At 67.6% G+C, this 17,593-nt stretch carries 13 protein-coding genes and 1 pseudogene; 5 read left to right on the top strand and 9 right to left on the bottom strand.

The features are described from left to right. The first annotated feature begins 131 nt into the window (after positions 1-131). Together AB8998_RS15265 and AB8998_RS15260 are read left to right on the top strand one after the other, a co-directional pair. Positions 132-1,532: an IS1380 family transposase gene (locus tag AB8998_RS15265; RefSeq protein WP_369736302.1), complete on the top strand. Its 1,401-nt coding sequence runs from the start codon at positions 132-134 to the stop codon at positions 1,530-1,532. 836 nt (positions 1,533-2,368) lie between these two features. Further along, entirely contained in the window at positions 2,369-3,190 is an 822-nt protein-coding gene (locus AB8998_RS15260; protein ID WP_369738655.1) for a glycoside hydrolase family 16 protein, read from the top strand. Between the two features lies 1 nt (position 3,191). Here AB8998_RS15260 and AB8998_RS15255 read toward each other — a convergent pair whose 3' ends face one another. The 5 genes and pseudogenes from AB8998_RS15255 to AB8998_RS15235 form a co-directional block, all read right to left on the bottom strand. After that, positions 3,192-4,037: a class I SAM-dependent methyltransferase gene (locus AB8998_RS15255; RefSeq protein ID WP_369738654.1), complete on the bottom strand. Its 846-nt coding sequence runs from the start codon at positions 4,035-4,037 to the stop codon at positions 3,192-3,194. A 13-nt stretch (positions 4,038-4,050) separates the two neighbouring features. Next, a complete protein-coding gene (locus AB8998_RS15250) occupies positions 4,051-4,251 on the bottom strand; it encodes a DUF2905 domain-containing protein (RefSeq protein WP_369738653.1) in 201 nt (66 codons plus the stop codon). Positions 4,252-4,274: 23 nt separating this feature from the next. Further along, positions 4,275-4,902, bottom strand: a pseudogene (locus AB8998_RS15245) (SOUL family heme-binding protein). A gap of 15 nt (positions 4,903-4,917) precedes the next feature. Further along, positions 4,918-5,400 (bottom strand): TspO/MBR family protein, encoded by a 483-nt coding sequence (locus AB8998_RS15240; RefSeq protein ID WP_369738652.1) that lies wholly within the window; start codon positions 5,398-5,400, stop codon positions 4,918-4,920. Positions 5,401-6,751: 1,351 nt separating this feature from the next. Beyond that, complete coding sequence (locus AB8998_RS15235; protein WP_369736302.1) at positions 6,752-8,152, bottom strand: IS1380 family transposase; 1,401 nt, start codon at positions 8,150-8,152, stop codon at positions 6,752-6,754. A gap of 111 nt (positions 8,153-8,263) precedes the next feature. Between AB8998_RS15235 and AB8998_RS31590 the strand changes: the two genes are divergently transcribed. Then, positions 8,264-10,450, top strand: a complete 2,187-nt coding sequence (locus AB8998_RS31590) for a cellulose binding domain-containing protein (RefSeq protein WP_420492656.1) — start codon at positions 8,264-8,266, stop codon at positions 10,448-10,450. Positions 10,451-10,592: 142 nt separating this feature from the next. On the opposite strand, the gene AB8998_RS15220 is transcribed toward AB8998_RS31590, so the two are convergent. Continuing rightward, a complete protein-coding gene (locus AB8998_RS15220) occupies positions 10,593-11,441 on the bottom strand; it encodes a class I SAM-dependent methyltransferase (protein WP_369738651.1) in 849 nt (282 codons plus the stop codon). A gap of 24 nt (positions 11,442-11,465) precedes the next feature. Continuing rightward, positions 11,466-12,125 carry a hypothetical protein gene (locus AB8998_RS15215; protein ID WP_369738650.1) on the bottom strand — a complete coding sequence of 220 codons (660 nt, stop codon included), beginning with the start codon at positions 12,123-12,125 and terminating at the stop codon, positions 11,466-11,468. Positions 12,126-12,222: 97 nt separating this feature from the next. Here AB8998_RS15215 and AB8998_RS15210 point away from each other — a divergent pair, with 97 nt between their 5' ends. After that, on the top strand, positions 12,223-13,650 hold the full coding sequence (locus tag AB8998_RS15210; protein ID WP_369738649.1) for an amino acid permease: 1,428 nt from the start codon (positions 12,223-12,225) through the stop codon (positions 13,648-13,650). A gap of 6 nt (positions 13,651-13,656) precedes the next feature. Here the strand turns inward: AB8998_RS15210 and AB8998_RS15205 are convergent, their stop codons facing one another. Continuing rightward, complete coding sequence (locus AB8998_RS15205; protein WP_369738648.1) at positions 13,657-15,111, bottom strand: aldehyde dehydrogenase family protein; 1,455 nt, start codon at positions 15,109-15,111, stop codon at positions 13,657-13,659. Between the two features lie 173 nt (positions 15,112-15,284). Here AB8998_RS15205 and AB8998_RS15200 point away from each other — a divergent pair, with 173 nt between their 5' ends. After that, entirely contained in the window at positions 15,285-16,592 is a 1,308-nt protein-coding gene (locus AB8998_RS15200) for a hydroxyacid-oxoacid transhydrogenase (RefSeq protein ID WP_369738647.1), read from the top strand. Between the two features lie 37 nt (positions 16,593-16,629). Here the strand turns inward: AB8998_RS15200 and AB8998_RS15195 are convergent, their stop codons facing one another. Beyond that, entirely contained in the window at positions 16,630-17,532 is a 903-nt protein-coding gene (locus AB8998_RS15195) for an NAD-dependent epimerase/dehydratase family protein (protein WP_369738646.1), read from the bottom strand. Between the last annotated feature and the right edge of the window lie 61 nt (positions 17,533-17,593).

The raw sequence follows: 17,593 nt of genomic DNA, 5'->3' as shown, positions 1-17,593 counted from the left end.
GAGGCCCCGCGGGCCTGGATTTTTCATCGAATGTGGAGCTCAGGGGTGTCGTTAACGTGAAAGGTGCACTGCCGCAAGGATAATCGGAGTATTCGAGGCTCGGTTATCCAGGATGGGAGTGCACCTGTCAGATGCAGGCTACTACGGATTGGTCGAAGAATGTCCGAGTTGAGGTCCGTGGCGACGACGTGGTCGGGCACGCCGGTAACGTGATACCCCGGTTGCTGGCCGACAATCTGGGTTTGACCAGCGGTTTGTCGTCGGTGCTGTCGCGCCCAGAAGTCACCCACGACCGAGGCGCGGTGTTGCGCGATGTGGCGGTATCGATCGCCGGCGGCGCGCAGAACCTGGCCGGCACCGCGGTGCTGCGCGATCAGCACCGGTTGTTTCAGGCGGTGGCGTCGGTTCCGACGATGTGGCGGTCCCTGGGCGAGATCGACGAGCAGAGCATCACCGAGGTCACGGCCGTGCGCAACAAGGTCCGCTCTCGGGTGTGGGAGGCGATCGAGGCCCGCCACGGTGCGATCCCGGCTTCGCAGACCTGCTATGGGGACCTCGGGGACACGATCGTGATCCGCATCGACGCGTCGCTGATTCAGTCGCACAGCGATAAGCAGCACGCCGCAGGCAATTTCAAAGGCGGGTTTGGCTTCCACCCGCTGTTGGCGTGGTGTGACAACACCGGCGAACTGCTGGCGGTGATCGCCCGTGCAGGCAACGCCGGCTCGAACACCGCGGCCGATCATATCGCGATCATCGACGCCGCGATCGCGGCGATCCCGGCCAAGTGGCGCCGCAAGTTGCTGGTCACCATCGACGGCGCGGGTTCAAGCCACGCCGTCGTCGAACACCTGGAGAAACTCAATGCCCGGCCGGGGATGTCAGTGGGCTACTCGGTCGGATTCGACCTCGATGAGCGGGTCCGGGTCGCGATCGGCCAGATGCCCGATGCGGGATGGCAAGCCGCACTGGATGCCACCGGAGCGGCCCGTGACGACGCCCAGGTCGCCGAGTTGACCGGGCTGCTGCGCCACAGCACCGGAGGGGATCGGCTGGTCGGCTGGCCGGCCGGCATGCGCATCCTGGTGCGGCGCGAAGAAATCGAACACGGCACCCAGTTGTCATTGTTCGAGCAGCTGGCCGGCTACCGCTACCAGGTCCTCGCCACCTCGACTGCCGGTGGACAACCCCAGCGACTGGAAGCCCGCCACCGCGTCCACGCCCGGGTGGAGGGCTTCATCCGCACCGGCAAAGACACCGGCCTGGCCCGCTGGCCCTCACACTCGTTCGCCATCAACACCGCTTGGGTCACCGCCGTCGCGATCGCCATCGACCTGCTGTGCTGGATGCGACTGCTACTCCTGGACGGCCCACTGGCCAAAGCCGAACCCGCCACCCTGCGCTACCGGCTGCTGCACGCCGCGGCCCGGCTGATCAAACGATCCCGCTACCTGATCCTGCGGATCCCCCAAACCTGGCCCTGGGCACAAGAATTCGCCGACGCCCTCAACAGGGTCCGCGCCATACCCTGACCCACAGGCCCCTATGCCCTCTCGACCCCAAGAAAGGAGTAACCACCCCCGGGATAAAGGACCCGGCGTCACCGCACGACACGCGGCGCCGCCGCCTACCCCCAGCCTCAAAACCTCGACAAAGCTGCCGCCCCGCAGACCGCCACAGCAGAACCCGGGCCACCGTGAAATTCTGAGGCGGGCGGCTCCGCCGAGGCCGATCCGTTACCACCGTCGGTCACTGGAAATGGCGGTAAACACCGCGCCAGCCAGTTAGCGGCCGCGCTTTCCGGCGACCGACTGCCATGTATATGTCTTTGATCAACCGTCTTTGCTCAGGGTGATTGCGGACAGAGTTCAGGCCGGTGTATCAGAGCTTGAATAGCTCCCGAAAGCGCGGAGGCCGGCCGCACCGCCGGTGGACGGGCCGCGTCGTCGTCGGGCCCTGGCTGACGGATGGCGCAGCATAGCCTCGCTGCGCTCCCGCGCACGTCGTTGAGCCGCAAGCCACACTGGGTGGGAGTCAAGACGAATGACCGTCGCCTCTGAAGTATTCGCCACGATTGTCAACTCCTTCCGAAGCATTGCGATTCGGCCGCGCCGTGGGACAGGTGTGGTTATTGGTTCGTGATTTCAGGATGCCCGACCAATCCTGAGACCAAACCACCCCGAGAGATGAGAATTTGCCATGAAAATGCCGCAATGCTCAGCCGCTCCCTGTCGCCGCCGGTTCTCGGGCCGGCCACGAATCAGGAGGGTAATGGTGACCACCGACACGATTCGCGGGTCGGGCGGTGCGATTTCGCCCGGCTTCGACCGGGCCCCGGCTGGTATCGGGCTGCTATCGTCCCTTGCTTATGCCGGAGATGGACCGCCGCCGCATGATATTGACGACCGGGATCGGCGTGCTGGCAGCCGCCTTGCCCGGTCCCGAGGCCCGCGCGCAGCGCACCCCGCTGCCCGCAGCGCCCAGCGGTCAGTCCGGGAGCTACGCCTTCCAGGACGAATTCGACGGGCCGGCAGGCTCGCCGCCCGACGCGTCGAAGTGGACGGTGGCGCAGGCCCGCGAAACCATCAAGGACCCGACGTACTGGGAGCGGCCGGAGAACATCGGCCAGTACCGCGACAACCGGCAGAACGTCTACGTCGACGGCAAGTCCAACCTCGTCCTGCGTGCCGCCAAAGACGGCCCGACGTACTACAGCGGCAAGGTGCAAAGCCTGTGGCGGGGCGGCGTCGGGCACACCTGGGAAGCGCGCATCAAGCTGAACTGCCTGACGCCGGGCGCCTGGCCCGCCTACTGGCTGGGCAACCAGGACCAAGGCGAGATCGACGTCATGGAATGGTACGGCAACGGCAACTGGCCCTCGGCCACCACCGTGCACGCGAAAGCCAATGGCGGCGAGTGGAAGACCCACAACATCGCGGTGGACAACGCGTGGCACACGTGGCGAACCCAGTGGGACCAGACCGGGATCCGCTTCTGGAAGGACTACGTCGACGGCGCGCAGCCCTACTTCGACGTCCCGGCGAACTCGCTGCCGGACTGGCCGTTCAACGCGCCCGGCTACACCGTCTTCACGGTGTTCAACCTCGCGGTCGCCGGCTCCGGCGGCGGCGATCCGGGGCCGGGCACCTACCCCGCCGAAATGCTCGTCGACTGGATACGCGTGTGGTGAGTCAGCCGAACTCGAGCAGCGTGTAGGCGCCGCGGAACGTCCGCAGCGGCGCGCACTGCCAGAACGCGGGAAACAGCATCCCGAAGAACAAGCCCCGCCCTCGCGGCATCGGCAGGTCGTGCACCGCCCGGATCCCGGGCATGGTGCCGGCCAGATTCGAGAGTTGACGCGCCGAAAGGCTGAACGGCATCGGCGGCACGCGGTAGCGCTTGGTGGACCGCATCCCCCGCGGCGCGAGCTTTTTAACAAGGGTCGGCGGCAGGTCGAAGAACATCTGACCACCGGGAAACCGCTTGGCGCACGCGGCGATCAGGCCCAGCGCCTCGTGCGGCTGTAAATACATCAGCAAACCCTCGGCTGTGATGAAAACGCCGTCGGAGTCGTCGATCTCGGCCATCCAGCTGTAGTCGAGCGCGGACTGCGCCAAGTAGGTGATCCGCTCCGAATGCGGCAGCAGGCGCCGCCGCAGCTCGATGACCGGCGGCAGGTCCACCGACACCCAACGGAACGGTGCGTCGGGCAGCGCGCTGCTGAGGCGCCAGAAGCTGGTCTGGAAGCCCTCCGCGAGCGCGACGACGGTCGCGCGGGGCCGCGCCGTGAGGTATTCGGTCGCGCACCGGTCCACCGCCAGCGACCGCAGCGCCATCTCCTGGCCCCGGCGGCCGAATTTCTCGAAGTCGAAGTCGATGGACTCGACGAGTTCGATCGCCATCGGGTCGTCGAGGATCGCGTCGGGTCGCTCGGCCTGGTAGGCCCTGCCGTACAAGGTCAGCAGCGCAGTTTCCGAGACGCCGGTCAACTGCCGGGCGTCCACTTTGCCGTCTCCGTCGTCTTTGTGACGACTCATCAGACCTCCCGACTCAACGGCGGAACAGGTGCCGCACGACCGAGAGCAACAACGTCGCCACGACCGAGACCAGCAGCATCGACACCCACGGAATGTAGACGCGCACGTTACCGCGCTCGATCCGGACATCGCCAGGAAGGCGGCCGAACCACGATAAGCCGCCCGCCCAGATCAGGACACCGGTGGCGACGACCAGAATCCCGACCACCACCACGACGGGGCCGACGTTGCGTCCCATCACGGCTCGACGGGGATCGCCACCTCGTTGCGGCGCCGGCACGGCAGCGTCCACGGCGGATCGTAGAACCACGCATCGGCCCCGCCGATCGGGGTGATGTCGTTGTTGCGCAGGACGTTCCTGAGCTCGGCGGTGCGGGCGGCGACGGCCGCCGGGCTCCGGTCGCCGCTGAATTTCAGCACTGCCACCGTCTGCGGCGGCACGGTCACCAGGCGGACCTGTTCGTCATCAGGGGGGGGGCAGGGTCTCCATGGTCCACTTCGACGGCATGAAGAAGCGGATCACCCAGCCGCGCTCGGCGGCGGCCGACTGCACGACGGGCGCGGTCATCGCGATCTGTTGGCCCGCGCTTGCATGCTGGCCCACCGGCGCCGTCATCGCAATCGCCTGGCCGCCGCGATTGCCGCCGAAGATGTAGCCCGCGAGCCGGCGGAAGCCGAGGTTGCGGGCGCGCTCCTGGTCTCCCGGCACCGTGGTTTCGGCGGCGATGCGCGGGCCGTAGCTCCGGATTTCGACGGTGTCGGTGAGTTCCCGGCGCGTATAGCCGGGCTCCTCGGTGCCCACGCGGATTCCGACGACCGCGACCAGCGATTCGGCAACCTGTTCGGCGAGCTTGGTCAGTTTCATCACGATGTCATTCTCTCAGCGTCGATTGAGAAACCACACGTGCGCGGTCAGTGCCGTCGCGAACGCGCACCACAACGGGTACAGGAGCAGCGGAGCGGCGCGCCCGCCCTGCGCGTCCATCGCCCGGCGCGCCAGGTCGGCGCTGCTGGCGGTGAGCACCCCCGCGGCGACCGCGGAAAGGCCCAGCCGGCGGCGCTGGAAGAACAGCCACGACCAGCCGGCGTTCAATGCCAGGTTGACCGCGAGTGCCATGACGTACTGGCGGTGTTCCGGCTTTCGTCCGCGGCGCTCCAGCTCGTCGAGTGTGTTGGAGGAGACCACCGCGATGTCCGCGTAGAGCACCGGCCACACGATCGGAAAGGCTTGGGGTGGGGGCTGATACGGCGGTTTGCGCAGCGATCGATACCACGGCGATGCGGCCGGGCGGCTCGCCAACCCACCGATGACGGCGGCCGAGGCTACGGCCGTGGCGGCGGGGGCCAGAGTTCGTGCCTGCATCTCACTCTCCCGGTTAAAGCATTCGGTAGCTGATTCACCCATTTTCGTCAGCCATTCGGCAAGGGAAATCGTCCTCCGAACGCGATGGCACCCGGCCCTTGTCCCGGGCATGCGAGGCGTGTAATCGCAATATCACTCGTTCGATCGGTCGGCCGGGGATCAGCGGAGCGCCGGTGGCGTGCGGCTGACCGCACGGTTGATGACTGACCCGTCCAGGTTGAGGCCCATTACCCTTCCCAACACGCGACCGACTGGCGTCTCACAGCACTTCCAGGATGCATGAAATCCGGGAGGGTCGCATCCACCGGCTGAAAGCGCCGTCGGCGAAACGCGTATTTGCACGCTCGCCTGAATTTTTTTCGTTCGTTTTCCGCCGTGAATTCGGGCGTTATCAGATTTGCGGGTTGGTTTACGAACAAAAGAGCGCACTGGCGCTCGGCCGTGCTCGGCCGCGATGGTCGCGGTGCGCCGTCGCAGGCCCGCCCCCCGGCAACAACCGGATCTTGGACCACACTCGATGCGCTGACCATCAGCCGCCGCTACGGCCGGTGCCTCGGTTGCGGAGTGGGCGACGGCCGTGTTCGTTCCGGACCACGAGCTTTCGCGCCGGACGGCGCGAAAGTTCCTGGCCGAATGCACAGAAGCCGCCGGCGCAGCAACCGCGACAGCCCGCGTATCTGAGCACGATGCCCGCGACGCAATGTGGACGCGGCAAGGCGCGTCCGACCCGAAGCGCCAGTTCAGCGTTGCCGTGGGCATGGCTGCCACGATCCTTGCCCAGACGTTCTATCGGGGTTGGCTACGGCGGTGTGGCTTCGACGTGCGTGTCGGTCGCATCGACCCGCCGCGTCGCCCCAAACGACTCGACGCCGCTGTTCCCCGACCGCTCCGCTCCGCAACGTTTGCGTACCCAAGTCACCTTTGTTTTTGGCCTGGACAGCGAATGACTACTGGCACTCATTTGTGCCCTGGGGATTGAAAATTTCGCGAAAAGTTATCGAAACGCTATGTGCATCACATCGAAGTGATTTACGGTCGTGATCACACCGTGATAGGGCCGTGATAACTGCGTGATACGTCATCCAGAGGATTGCACATGCCATACATGATTTCGACACCGGACGCACTGGCGGCGACGGCGGCAAACATCGCCGAGATCGGCTCGAGACTCAGCCTCAGAATTTCACGGTGGCCCGGGTTCTGCTGTGGCGGTCTGCGGGGCGGCAGCTTTGTCGAGGTTTTGAGGCTGGGGGTAGGCGGCGGCGCCGCGTGTCGTGCGGTGACGCCGGGTCCTTTATCCCGGGGGTGGTTACTCCTTTCTTGGGGTCGAGAGGGCATAGGGGCCTGTGGGTCAGGGTATGGCGCGGACCCTGTTGAGGGCGTCGGCGAATTCTTGTGCCCAGGGCCAGGTTTGGGGGATCCGCAGGATCAGGTAGCGGGATCGTTTGATCAGCCGGGCCGCGGCGTGCAGCAGCCGGTAGCGCAGGGTGGCGGGTTCGGCTTTGGCCAGTGGGCCGTCCAGGAGTAGCAGTCGCATCCAGCACAGCAGGTCGATGGCGATCGCGACGGCGGTGACCCAAGCGGTGTTGATGGCGAACGAGTGTGAGGGCCAGCGGGCCAGGCCGGTGTCTTTGCCGGTGCGGATGAAGCCCTCCACCCGGGCGTGGACGCGGTGGCGGGCTTCCAGTCGCTGGGGTTGTCCACCGGCAGTCGAGGTGGCGAGGACCTGGTAGCGGTAGCCGGCCAGCTGCTCGAACAATGACAACTGGGTGCCGTGTTCGATTTCTTCGCGCCGCACCAGGATGCGCATGCCGGCCGGCCAGCCGACCAGCCGATCCCCTCCGGTGCTGTGGCGCAGCAGCCCGGTCAACTCGGCGACCTGGGCGTCGTCACGGGCCGCTCCGGTGGCATCCAGTGCGGCTTGCCATCCCGCATCGGGCATCTGGCCGATCGCGACCCGGACCCGCTCATCGAGGTCGAATCCGACCGAGTAGCCCACTGACATCCCCGGCCGGGCATTGAGTTTCTCCAGGTGTTCGACGACGGCGTGGCTTGAACCCGCGCCGTCGATGGTGACCAGCAACTTGCGGCGCCACTTGGCCGGGATCGCCGCGATCGCGGCGTCGATGATCGCGATATGATCGGCCGCGGTGTTCGAGCCGGCGTTGCCTGCACGGGCGATCACCGCCAGCAGTTCGCCGGTGTTGTCACACCACGCCAACAGCGGGTGGAAGCCAAACCCGCCTTTGAAATTGCCTGCGGCGTGCTGCTTATCGCTGTGCGACTGAATCAGCGACGCGTCGATGCGGATCACGATCGTGTCCCCGAGGTCCCCATAGCAGGTCTGCGAAGCCGGGATCGCACCGTGGCGGGCCTCGATCGCCTCCCACACCCGAGAGCGGACCTTGTTGCGCACGGCCGTGACCTCGGTGATGCTCTGCTCGTCGATCTCGCCCAGGGACCGCCACATCGTCGGAACCGACGCCACCGCCTGAAACAACCGGTGCTGATCGCGCAGCACCGCGGTGCCGGCCAGGTTCTGCGCGCCGCCGGCGATCGATACCGCCACATCGCGCAACACCGCGCCTCGGTCGTGGGTGACTTCTGGGCGCGACAGCACCGACGACAAACCGCTGGTCAAACCCAGATTGTCGGCCAGCAACCGGGGTATCACGTTACCGGCGTGCCCGACCACGTCGTCGCCACGGACCTCAACTCGGACATTCTTCGACCAATCCGTAGTAGCCTGCATCTGACAGGTGCACTCCCATCCTGGATAACCGAGCCTCGAATACTCCGATTATCCTTGCGGCAGTGCACCTTTCACGTTAACGACACCCCTGAGCTCCACATTCGATGAAAAATCCAGGTCAGCGCGGCCAGCGCCGCGGCAACAGTCTCGACAACGCGCGTGACACCGGCGGCCGCCGACGAGGTATCTGCGGCCATCGCGACCCTCTTCGGCTCGTACGGTCACGAATATAGAGCGCTGATCGCCCAAGCGGCGGCATTTCATGCCCAATTCGAGCGCGCAATGGCTGCCGGCGCGGCGCTGTATGCGAACGCGGAGGCGGCCAACGCGTCGCGCCTGCAGAGCGTGGCGCAGGAGGCGCGCGGCATGGTGACCGCACTGACCGGCGCCAACGGTGTTCAATCGGTGGCCAAGGGCGGCGCCGGCGGACACAACGGATCCGCAGCGGCGAGCATCAATGGGACTAGTTCGCGGGCGGAGGGGCCCAGCGGGAAGGTCAGCCTCTCGGTAAACGGTGGAACCAGCGGGCAGGTCCGGGCCAGCGCCGCGGCCCTGAATGCGAGCGGCAACACGGCGGGCACCGCGACTGGTTACGCGTCCGCATCCACTGCAGACTCGGCCAGTGGGGCAACGTCGTCCGCCGGCGCCGGGGGGACCGGTTTAGGGGCGACGTACAGTGTGTCGTCGCAGTGGGCCAACGGCTTTACCGCCGACTACACGATCACCAATACCGGTTCGACTCCGTTGACCAACTGGCAGGCCCAATTCAACCTGCCCTCAAACGAATCCATCACCAATGCCTGGAACGCACAGATCGCTCACACGGGCACCCAGTACACCCTGACCGCCGAAAGCTACAACAACACGATTGCGCCGGGTCATTCAGTGACGGTCGGCTTCCAGGCCAGCCAAGCCGGCTCCTACGCCCCACCCACCCATCTGCTGGTCGACGGACACTCAATCCCGACCGGAACCGGTACCGGCACGGGAACCGGCACCGGTACGGGTGCGGGCACGGGCACGGGCACCGGCACGGGTGCGGGTACGGGCACGGGCTCGGGGACTGGCACGGGTACAGGCACCGGTACGGGGACGGGTACGGGAAGCGGCGGCACGGGAACCGGAACGGGCACTGGTACAGGCAGCGCTGGGGGGACCGGTTTAGGGGCGACGTACAGTGTGTCGTCGCAGTGGGCCAACGGCTTTACCGCCGACTACACGATCACCAATACCGGTTCGACTCCGCTGACCAACTGGCAGGCCCAATTCAACCTGCCCTCAAACGAATCCATCACCAATGCCTGGAACGCACAGATCGCTCACACGGGCACCCAGTACACCCTGACCGCCGAAAGCTACAACGACACGATTGCGCCGGGTCATTCAGTGACGGTCGGCTTCCAGGCCAGCCAAACCGGCTCCTACGCCCCACCCACCCATCTGCTGGTCGACGGACACTCAATCCCCACCGGCACCGGCACGGGAACCGGAACCGGCACGGGCACGGGCACGGGAACCGGCGGTACGGGAACCGGCACGGGTACCGGAACCGGCACGGGCACTGGAACCGGAACGGGTAGCACGGGCAGCGGCAGCACGGGCACCGGAACCGGAACGGGCGACACTGTGATCACCACCCAGTACGGAAAGACGACGATCGAAAATTCCTACCTGGTCCAGAACAACGCCTACAACAACCCCAACGGGCAGACCATCGACGTCACCTCCACCGGATTCACGATCACCGGGGAAAACGGGTCTGCCCCCACCAACGGGGCGCCGCTGGGATACCCGTCGGTCTATCTGGGCACGGCCTATGGCGCCAGTTCGCCGGGCACTCCCCTGCCCGAGCAGTTGAGCCAGATCCAAACCGCCACCAGCAGCATCAGTTACACCTATCCCAGCCACGGGATCTACGACGCGTCCTACGACATCTGGCTGAATCCGACGCCTATAACGAACGGTGTCAACCATCAGGAGATCATGATCTGGTTCAACCATCAGGGACCGATCCAGCCGGTCGGCTCGGTGGTGGGCAACGCCACGATCGACGGGCGCAGCTTCGCGGTCTGGGAGGGCAGCAACGGTCAGAACAATGTCGTGTCCTACGTCGCCAGCACGCCCATGAACTCCTGGAACAACTTCAACGTGCTGGGCTTTGTCGACAATACGGAAACCATTGAGCAGGTGACCAACTCGTGGTATCTCACCAGCATCCAAGCCGGCTTCGAGCCCTGGAGCGGCAGCGTCGGCGCGTCGGTCAACTCATTTTCGGCAAGCGTCAACGGCGGCAGCTAGGAAGTGATCGATCCGCCGGCCGTCCGTTGATCTCCTCGGGTTGGGGAGCATCGAAGCGCATGTCGAACTCGAGCGAGATTCCCATGCCGCGATGGTGAAGCCGCTCGGACGTCCCGGCGTTCACGATGCGGGGCCGGCCGAATCATGCGGGGGCTAGAAGGGCCGCCGCGCTCCACGCCCTGCGGCCCGGGCGACGGGGATCGGGCTGGGGCAGCCTTGCCGCGAGCCGCATCAACGGCGGCAGGCGACGGAACCGGCGCGCGGCCGCGAGCAGCGATTCGGAGTGGACCGTGCGCCAGCCGAGACCTTCGAACCAGGCCAGCCCGTTCTCGGGTGCGCACTTGAACGGCGCGTTCTCCAGCATGCCGGCCATCTTTTTGTTCATCATCGCCCTGAGGCCGGGGCCGGCGAAGTCGAGCATCCACCAGCCGACCTCGGGCCGCTGCATGGCCGCCGAGAGCGCGGCGACGTCGGCCTCCTCGAGATACATCAACAGGCCTTCGGTCAGCACCAGGGCCTTCGTCGCGCCGTCGAGCGCGTCGTCGAAGAAGGCGCCGCGTGCCCGCGGGTCGGCCAGATCGACGGCGGTCCGGCTCAACCGGCAGCGCGGTGTCTGGTCGGCGAGCAGTCGCGTCTTCTCCTCGAGCAACGCGGGCAGGTCGGCCTCGATCCAGGTGAAGTCGGGCGGAAGATCCAGGCGGTACGGCCGGGTGTCCAGCCCCGCGGCCAGGTTCAGCACCCGGTCACAGCCGTCGGCGATCGCTTGGGCGATGGCGTCGTCGATGATCTTGGTGCGCGCGACGAGCCACCACCCGTTGCGGGTCGACCGCGGCACCGCGGCGACGATCGCGCGGCCGTGCTCGCCGGCGAGGCGCTCGGCCAGCGGATCGCGGAACAGCGCGTCCGGACGGGCCGACTCGGCGGCCCGGTGTAGCGCCGTCCACTTCGCCGTGTCGGATACGTGGGTGATCGAGCTTCCGGGGCCGGGCATACGTTGCGTTATAGCACCCGCCGGTCACCGGCCGGCGAACCATGCGGTCGTCACCGCATGGATCTGTGGCGGCGGGAACGGAGTGCTCGAGGTGCCCACCTGGCCGACCTTGACCGTCCACACCGGTGCCGCGCGATCTATGCAGGTTCCCGCGCCCTGGCTGGGCAGCCACAGGACCGCCAGGTGGGCGGCGGGGTCGCCGCAGCCGTACACCCCGACATAGCCGTCGTCCCGCCCGCCCCACGCGCCGCCGTTGCGCAACAGGCAGCGCGTGCCGTCGTCGAGGACCAGCGCGAACGGATCGGGCGTCGCGAGCGGCTGCACCGGCGGCAGCGGACCGCCGTAGCCCACCCGGTGCAGGCGCATGTCCCAGGGATTGTCGATGCACAGCAGCGACCCGGGTGTGGCGGGCCAGCAGGTGCCGGCGCCGGCGGCGCTGGGCGAGCAGTAGTAGATGTCGTCGGCCACCGCCGACGGCGACGGGGTGGTGCATTGGTCGACGGTGGGGACGTTGCCCTGTGCCGGCGCCTCCTGATAGCCGTTGACCGGCTGGCCGTCGGGTCCCACGGCCACGATGGTGATCACCTCCGTCGGCGGCGGATCGGCATTCGCCGGCGCGGCCGGCCAGCAGACGGCCGCCGCCGCGGCGACACCGGCGGCAACGGATGCGGCTCGCGAGACCATGTCGAACCCACCTTCCGTTCGGCCCCGGATGCAGCGTAAGACGCGCGGCGTTGCGCGTGTCCGGAATCGCGCGCCGCCGGTCCGGTACCGTCCGCTAATGCCTGACGACGCCGCCGTCCCGCACCTGCACCGAGGGCTGTCCAACCGACACATCCAGCTGATCGCGATCGGCGGCGCGATCGGCACGGGCCTGTTCCTGGGGTCGGCGAAAACGATCGCCCACGCCGGGCCGGCGGTGCTGCTGGTGTACGGCATCGTCGGGTTCTTCATGTTCTTCGTGCTGCGCGCGATGGGCGAACTGCTGCTGTCGAACCTCAACTACAAGTCGTTCGTCGACTTCGCGGCCGATCTGCTCGGCCCCGCGGCGGCCTTCTTCATGGGGTGGTCGTACTGGTTGGCCTGGGTCGTCACCGGCACCGCGGAGGTGGTCGCGATCACCGGCTACTCGGAGTTCTGGTGGCCCGCGTTGCCGGCGTGGTTGCCGGCGTTGCTCACCGTCGCCCTGATCCTTGTGGTGAACCTGTCCGGTGTCCGCAACTTCGGGGAGATCGAATTCTGGTTCGCCTTGATCAAGGTCGCCGTGATCGTCTGCTTCATCGTCGCCGGGGTCGTCCTGCTGGCCACCGGATACGTCTCACCGCAGGGTCACCGCGCGACCGTCGAGAACCTGTGGAACGACGGCGGATTCTTCCCCACCGGGTTCACGGGCGCGATCGGCGCGTTCCAGATCGCGTCGTTCGCCTTCGTCGGAGTCGAGCTGATCGGTATCGCGGCGGCCGAGACGGTCAACCCACGCCGCACCCTCCCCCGCGCGATCAATGCCGTTCCGCTGCGGGTGGCGATCTTCTACATCGGGGCGCTGCTGGCCATCCTCACCGTGGTGCCCTGGCGGGACTTCGCCGGCGGGGAATCGCCGTTCGTCATGATGTTCTCGCTGGCCGGGCTTTCCGCGGCCGCGTCGATCGTGAACTTCGTCGTCATCACCGCGGCGGCCTCCTCGGCGAATTCCGGGGTCTTCTCCACGGGCCGAATGCTTTTCGGCCTGGCCGACGAAGGCAGCGCCCCGGCACCGTTCGGCCGGCTCAGCCGCGACGGGGTGCCGTCGCGCGCGCTGCTGGCCACGGCGGCACTGATGCTGGCCGCCATTCCGCTGCTCTACGTGCGTGGTTCGGTGATCGGCGCGTTCACCCTGCTGACCGTCGTCTCGTCGCTGCTGTTCATGTTCGTGTGGGCACTGATCGTGGTCAGCTACCTCGTCTACCGCCGCCGCCACGCGCAGCGCCACGCCGAGTCGGCCTACAGGATGCCCGGCGGCGTGGCGATGTGCTGGGCCGTGCTCGTCTTCTTCGCGTTCGTGGTCGCGACGCTGTGCGTCGACCGGGGTAGCGCCGTCGCCCTGGCGTGGGTTCCGCTGTGGTTCGCCGTCCTGGCGGCCGGCTGGCTGCTGGTGCGGCGCCGGCCCGGTCACGCCGAGCGGTATCGGCGCTTCCGCGCGGAGATGAACGCGGACGTGCTCGACCGGTAGGCGTCGCTACAGCTGGGCCCAGACGGACTTGGTCTGCATATAGGCCTCGATGCCCTCGCGGCCGAACTCGTGGCCCCACCCGGACTGCTTGTAGCCGCCGAAGGGCACCGTGTGGTCGAACACCAACTGGCAGTTCAGCGTCACCGTCCCGGCCTGCAGCCGCTTGGCGAGACGGTGGGCGCGGGCGAGGTTGGTGGTCCACGCGGTGGCGGCCAGGCCGTAGGTGGTGTCGTTGGCCATGGCCACGGCTTCGTCGTCGTCGTCGAAGGGCAGCACGGTCACGACGGGCCCGAAGATCTCCTGCTGATAGAGCCGCATCCCGCGCTCGACGTTGGTCAGCACCGTCGGGTGCACGAAGTAGCCCTTGCGGTCGAGCCGGTGCCCGCCGGTGACCACCTCGACGCCGTCGGACCTGCCTTCGTCGAGGAAGCCCAGGACACGGGTGAGCTGCTTCTGGCTGATCAGCGGACCGCTCATGCTGCCCTCTTCCCGGGGGCCGCCCAGTTTCAGGTTGTCGGCGATCATCGCGATCCCCTCGACGACCCGGTCGTACACGCCGCGCTGCACGAAAATCCTTGAGCCACAGACGCATCCCTGGCCGGAGTGCACGAAGATGCCCATCGCGGCCATCATGATGGCCTGGTCGAGGTCGGCGTCGTCATAGATCAGCACCGGCGATTTGCCGCCGAGCTCCAGCATGACCTTTTTGAGGTTGCCGGCGGATGCCCGCACGATCTCCTTGCCGACGTCGGTCGACCCGGTGAAGGCCACCTTCTGGACGTCGGGATGCGCGGTGATCGCCGCGCCCGCGGTGTGGCCGTAGCCGGTGAGCAGGTTGACGACGCCGTCGGGCACGCCGGCCTCGGCGATGAGGCGGTCCAGCAGGAGCGCCGAGAGCGGGGTCTCCTCGGCGGGCTTGACGAGCATGCTGCACCCGGCGGCCAGCGCGGGCGCGAGCTTGGCGCTCGCGTTGAAGATCGGGCCGTTCCACGGGAAGATCAGCCCGACGACGCCGTAGGGCTCCTTGAGCGTGTAGGTGTGCATGTCGACGTACGTGTCCGACGCGATGCCGCTGGTCTTGACGTCGTAGGCGTTGCCGTTGACCTTGGTGCACCAGCCGGCGTAGTACCGGAAGAACTCGGCGCAGGTGGGCACGACGAGCTGGGCCTGCATCAACGGCATGCCGGTGTTGAGCGAGTCGAGTTCGGCGAGCTCGTCGGCGTGTTGCTCGATCAGGTCGGCGATGCGCCACATGACCTTGGCCCGCTCGCGCCCCGGCAGGCCGGCCCAGACGCCCGCCTCGAAGGCTGCCCTGGCCCGCGCGGCCGCGTCGTCGACGGCTGCTGGCCCGCAGTCGGTGAATTCGGTGATCGGCTCCTCGGTGACCGGATCGATGACGGGGATGACCTCCCCCGACCCCGGCCGTTTCCGAATGTCCTCGAGTACCGACTGCAGCGTCATCCGATCCTTCCCCGTCGCTTGTCGCAACCGGCGCCACGATGCCCGGAATGCTGAGCACTTGCTTAGCATTCCGGGTGCGGCGCGGTCAAGGGTCCACGGTCGCGGCGGAGCCGCCGGTGCGCGTCGGCCGCGTGGGGTACTCTCCCGTCGCTACCGGACTCAGGAGGGCCCCGATGGGATGCTGCGAATTCCCGGCCGCGGCCGAGGGCTGCGACGGCGCGTTCACGGTCGACTCCTCCCGGGTCACCTTCGGGCGGGGCTGCCTGGCGGAGTTGGGCGACCGGGCCCGCGCGCTGGGGTTGCGGCGGGTCGCCGTGTTCTCCGATGCGCGGGTGGCCACACTGCCCGTCTTCGCCACGGCGCACGACTCGCTCGTTGCGGCCGGTCTGGACGTCCTCACCTATACCGACGTCCACGTCGAACCCACGGACGAATCGTTCGCCGAGGCTGCGCGTTTCGCCCGAGAGTCGAACCCGGACGGCTACGTGTCCCTGGGCGGCGGGTCGGTCATCGACACCTGCAAGGCGGCCAACCTCTACGCCACCCACCCCGCCGACCTGCTGGCCTACGTCAACGCGCCGGTCGGCGAGGGCAAACCCGTTCCCGGCCCGCTGCGGCCCCACATCGCCTGCCCCACAACAGCGGGCACCGGCAGCGAAGTCACCGGTATCGCGATCTTCGACCTGCTCGCGCTGTCGGCCAAGACGGGCATCGCCTCGCACGCCCTGCGCCCCACCGAGGCGCTGGTCGACCCCGACTGCACCGCCAGCCTGCCACCGGAGGTCGTCGCCGCGGCCGGCCTCGACGTGCTGTCGCACGCGCTGGAGTCCTACACCGCACGTCCCTACGTCCATCGGCGGGCACCCGAGCGCCCGAGCCTGCGGCCGATGAGCCAGGGCGCCAACCCGTGGAGCGACCTGGGCTGCCGCGAGGCGTTGCGCGTGCTGGGCCTGTTCATGGAGCGCGCGGTGCGGGACGCCTCCGACAACGACGCCCGCGAGCAGATGATGTGGGCCGCAACGCTTGCCGGCATCGCCTTCGGCAACGCGGGCGTGCACGCGCCGCACGGCATGGCCTACGCGGTGGCGGGGCTGGTGCGCGACTTCCGCCCGGCCGGCTACCCCGCCGAGGAGCCGCTGGTGCCCCACGGCATGGCCGTCATCCTCAACGCGCCCGCGGTCTTCCGGCACATCGCGGCGGTCAGCCCGGAGCGCCATCTGGAGGCCGCCCGACTGCTCGGCGCCGACACGCGCGGGGCCGCGGGGGCGGACGCCGGTGAAGTCCTCGCGGCGGAGCTCGTCCGCCTCATGCGTGCGGTGGGCATGCCGAACGGCCTCGGCGGGGTCGGCTACACCGACGCCGACGTGGCGGCGCTCGCCGAGGGCGCCCACCCACAGCAGCGCCTACTGCAGAATGCGCCCCTGGAGATGACCAAGCCGGTGCTGACGGACCTGTTCCGGCAGGCCCTGCGCTACTGGTAGCCGGACGCCTGCCCGTGTTGTGATGTGCCGCAACCGGTTACGAGCCGACCAGCTCGGGATGAAACTTGGCCGCCATGCGGCGCAGCCCGTCGCGCCAGTCGACGGTCGTCGCGCCCACGAGTTCGCGCATCCGGGTGGCGTCCGTGGGGTTGCCGCGCAGCGCCTGGTCGCTCTCGTCGAAGACGGGCTCCTTGCCCACGAGTGAGCCGAGGTAGCCGCACCACTGCTGAATGCTGACGGTTTGGTCGCCGCACCAGTTGACCGTGGTCGCCGGGACCGACGCCACTTCCAGCAGTTTGGGGATGGTCGCGATGATGTCGTCCTCGTGGATCGGGTTGTAGCGGGCCGGTCCGCCGGGCGGCACCGGGATCGGGATGCCGGCCAGCATCATCTCCATGTGGTAGAACGGCCAACCGCCGTTGTCGCCGTAGGGGACGTTGAGCCGGGCGATGGTCGTGGGCACGCCGAGAACGCGTGCCATGGTGCGCGCGACGACCTCACCGGCGATCTTGGAGATCGAATAGGTGGGGAACAAAGGCTTGTGGTTGTCGCCCAGGGCGGCGCTCTCGCTGCGCGGCTCGTCGCCCGGCGGGTCGTAGACGGCGGCCGAGGAGCAATGCAGGAACGCCTTGGCGCCGCGGCAGTGCGCCATGAGCAGACCGACCGACTCGGCGTTGGCCGCGAGGTCTTTGTCCCAATGCCCGCTTTTGGCCACGGCCAAGTTGAGAACATACTCGAAATCTTCTGGGAGTTCGCTGGACTCACCGGCCGCCAGGTTCACTGGCACGCACCGGATCCCGGCCTTTTCCAGACGCTCGCGGGCGGCGGGATCGGTGAACCGGGCAATCCCCCACACCTCGTTCTCGGCCGCGAGGGCCCGGGCGATAGGGGTGGCGATTTGACCTGTCGGACCTGTGATCAGGATTTTTGCGCCGCGCATGGGCTGATGGTAGGCCACCGCGTGACGAGACCCGCGGCGTGTAGCCAACTTTCTTCGCGGC

This window comes from Mycobacterium sp. HUMS_12744610, from assembly GCF_041206865.1.
GTDB lineage: Bacteria > Actinomycetota > Actinomycetes > Mycobacteriales > Mycobacteriaceae > Mycobacterium > Mycobacterium servetii.
Note: the sequence above shows the minus strand (reverse complement) of the source record. Positions and strands in the feature narration are given on the sequence as shown.